This is a genomic window from Bacillus sp. JJ864 (assembly GCF_036963045.1).
Taxonomy (GTDB): domain Bacteria; phylum Bacillota; class Bacilli; order Bacillales; family Bacillaceae_G; genus Bacillus_A; species Bacillus_A pseudomycoides_C.
In genome coordinates this window covers 7,608-10,978 of record NZ_JBALLY010000205.1, presented here as the reverse complement: position 1 = coordinate 10,978, position 3,371 = coordinate 7,608, and the positions used below count along the sequence as shown (strand labels likewise).

General features: G+C 33.1%; 4 protein-coding genes and 2 pseudogenes. All 6 read left to right on the top strand.

Going from position 1 to position 3,371, the window contains the following annotated elements; translation table 11 throughout:
* The coding region (locus V7024_RS22950) for a serine hydrolase (RefSeq protein WP_335524314.1) at nt 1-419 on the top strand (419 nt) is incomplete at its 5' end.
* An 11-nt stretch (nt 420-430) separates the two neighbouring features.
* On the top strand, nt 431-985 hold the full coding sequence (locus tag V7024_RS22945; RefSeq protein ID WP_335524312.1) for a GNAT family N-acetyltransferase: 555 nt from the start codon (nt 431-433) through the stop codon (nt 983-985).
* A pseudogene (locus tag V7024_RS22940) lies at nt 958-1,182 on the top strand (cupin); the annotation flags it as partial. The gene V7024_RS22945 and the pseudogene V7024_RS22940, both read left to right, overlap by 28 nt.
* Before the next feature lie 86 nt (nt 1,183-1,268).
* Nucleotides 1,269-2,033, top strand: a pseudogene (locus V7024_RS22935) (VOC family protein).
* Between the two features lie 18 nt (nt 2,034-2,051).
* Nucleotides 2,052-2,534 carry a GNAT family N-acetyltransferase gene (locus V7024_RS22930; RefSeq protein WP_335524309.1) on the top strand — a complete coding sequence of 161 codons (483 nt, stop codon included), beginning with the start codon at nt 2,052-2,054 and terminating at the stop codon, nt 2,532-2,534.
* Between the two features lie 33 nt (nt 2,535-2,567).
* Nucleotides 2,568-3,371, top strand: an 804-nt coding sequence (locus V7024_RS22925; RefSeq protein WP_335524307.1) for an NAD-dependent epimerase/dehydratase family protein, incomplete at its 3' end; no start/stop codon positions are given.

Below are 3,371 nucleotides of genomic sequence, written 5' to 3'. Positions count from 1 at the left end.
ATTCTATTTTAGAAAAATTTGATATAAGAGAGATTAATATTGAATTAAAGTATAGGAAACTCAATATACTCGTAAACAAGGATAATACAAGTATCACTCAAAATTGTGGAACACCAGCAAGTGTATTTCAGTTCATGAAATTCTTATATCAGTACGAAAAAGAGAATACGTTTATCTTCGAATCTTTAAAAGAACAAGAAGACCCAGATGGTTTTCGATTCTCTAATCAATATGAATGGCTACATATGACTGGTGGGCTTGAAACAGTTTGTAATGATGTTGGTTATTTATATTCAAAAGATCGAGTGTTATTTTGTATTGGACTTGTTCGAGCATACGGTGAAAATACAGAGTGGTATCAACTAGAACAAGTACTGAAAAATATAGGAGAATTAATTGTACAAACATATAAAAAATGAGGAATGACTACATGAAAAATTTACCGAATATTCAATTAAGAGAATTATCATTAGATGATATAGAAGAGCGTTATCAATGGTCATTAGATAAAGAAGTAACACGTCACCTAGTAGTTCCAGATCAATATCCACCATTTACACGTGAAGATACAAGGAAATGGATTGAAATGTGTATGAAACGAACAAATGGTTATGAACAAAGAGCAATTTGTTCCGAAGATGGTGTGCATATCGGCTGGGTAGATTTGAAAAATTTTGATCGAACAAATAAAAATGCAGAGCTAGGAATTGCGATTGGAGATAAACGATATTGGGGAAAAGGATACGGAATGGCTGCTTTATATGAAATGCTGCAAATTGGCTTTGAAAAGTTCGATTTAGAAAAAATTTGGCTGCGAGTAGATGCAGATAATACGAAAGCGATGAAAAGTTATGAACGGGCTGGGTTTGTATGTGAAGGATTAATGAGAAAAGATCGACTAAGACACAGAGAATTTGTTGATCGGTATCGTTTTAGTATGTTAAAAGAAGAATTTATGGAGCTGTTGGCTATCATGAAGCGGTGACGAATCAACTTTTGTTAGTTGTACAAGGAGAAGGATATGTGTGTGGGGAAAATAAAGAAAAGATTCTAATTCAGGCGGGACAAGCAGCTTTTTGGGAAAAGGGGGAAAATCACGAGACAAGTACAAATACCGGTTTAATGGCTATTGTAATAGAAGGAGAAGATCTATCAGTAAACATGCCTATACTACAAAAGTAGCAAATACATTATCCCTCTTTAAGTGGATTCTTTTATTATGTATATCTTATACACTAGTAGTAAATAGACATTGTGAGGGATACTATATGATTACACATTTTTCAGATATAGAATTACAAACATTATCCATTGAAGGTGCAAAGCAAGTATATGCTGATATACTGCAATTTCCGATTGTAGAGCAAACAGAAACGTACGTTCAATTTCAAATTACGCCTTTTACAACCATTAGCTTTAAAGAAATATTAGAACCAATTGTGCCAACTCATTTTGCTTTTCAAGTGCCGTACTCTCTGTTTGATGAAATTGCATTGTGGCTCACACAATCGGGTGTCAAAATTTAAAAAGATAAACAAGGAGAAAAAGTTACGCATCACTCTAAGATAAATAAAGCTGTATATTTCAAAGACGGTGATGGAAATATTCTTGAGATTATTTCACACAAATATATAAAAGAAGAGGTTTTACAAAGAAATGGTCCTTTACAAGTTATGTATGTTCGAGAAGTGGGATTTCCAGTTTCTTCTGTTCCTATGTTTCGTGAATGGCTGAAACAAACATTGCAAATGAAGACGATGGATGATCAAGATATATTTAATTTTGTAATTGGAGGAACTGCACATGCAGTTGTTGTGAAAGAAGGAAGGCCATGGATTCCAATTAATATGAAAGCCTTAATGCCCAAAATGAACATCACCTTTGGAACTCCGAATCTAGAATTTATCAAAAACGTAAATAAAAAAGAAGACACAATACAATTTGTGCAACATTCCTATTCTATTACGCTGAAATATACACCAGAGTTTTTAGATACTATTCGGAAACAACTGCATTTACCTTTGTCTTTGTAAAATAAGGAGGAATTTGAAATGAAGGAATCTGCCTTATACGTAGAAAAAAATAACAATTACTATATTTCAACTAATAAAGATTTGCTGCAAGTCGATATCATACATGATTTTCTTAGCAATGATTCCTACTGGGCAAAAGGAATACAGAAAGAATTAGTTGCCGAAGCAATTAAAAACTCACCGCTTTGTTATGGTGTATATGAAAGTGAAACGAATCAACAAATTGGGTTTGCAAGAGTTGTTACAGATTTTGTGCGCTTTTCTTGGTTGGCAGATGTCTTTATTTTGCCCGCTTATAGAGGGGAAGGATTAAGTAAGTGGTTAATAGAGACGATTGTAAAGCATCCCAAGCTTAACGGAACACGATTTATGTTAGTTACAAAGGATGCTCACATGTTATATGAGCAATATGGATTCGAGAAAATTACAGAACCAGAGAAATTTATGATGAGAAATTTTAATATGGAAGTTGTTATGAAAAACTATGAATTAGAGTTATAAAAATAGATTTTCTGGTTAAAGGAGGAAATATATATGGTTCAAATATTAGTAATGGGTGGTACGCAGTTTGTTAGTGCAGCGTTAGCAAAATTTTTAATCTCAAAAGGATATGAAGTAGATATTTTCACTAGAGGAACACGAGAAATTGCATATAAAGGAGTATGTACACATCTTATCGGAGATCGTAATGTTTCATCAGATATACAGAAAAATATTTCAGATAAACAGTATGACTATATTTTTGATATTACGGCTTATCATACGAATCATGTAAAAACATTGCTTGATAATGTAGATAAAAGTAAATTAAAGCGATATGTATTGTGTAGTTCAGGAGCAGTCTATGCCCCTTCTACTCAAGTGTTATTTGAGAATTTTGAGCGAGCAGAAAATTATAATTGGGGACAATATGGACTTGATAAAAAAGAGGCGGAAGATTATTTATTTTCCATACATAAAGAAGAAGGATTTCCAATTACTATTCTTAGACCTTCGTATATTTATGGTGAAGGAAATAATTTGTATAGAGAAGCGTACATATTTGATCGCTTGACAAAAAAACTTACGATTCCAATTCCAAAACATGTGGGGCCAGTGCAATTTGTGCACATTGATGATGTCGTTCGAGTGATGGAAAGTGTAATAGGTTCAGAACAATCTAATGGACAAGCTTATAATTTGTCATATCCAGAAGATATTTCATGGAAGACACTCATCGATACAGCGAGTCAAATCGTAGGAAGAGAAGCGCATACTGTGGAAATAGATGAAACAGTATTAAATCCTGGCATTTCAACACGAAATTTTTTTCCGTTCCGTAATGTTACTTATACTATG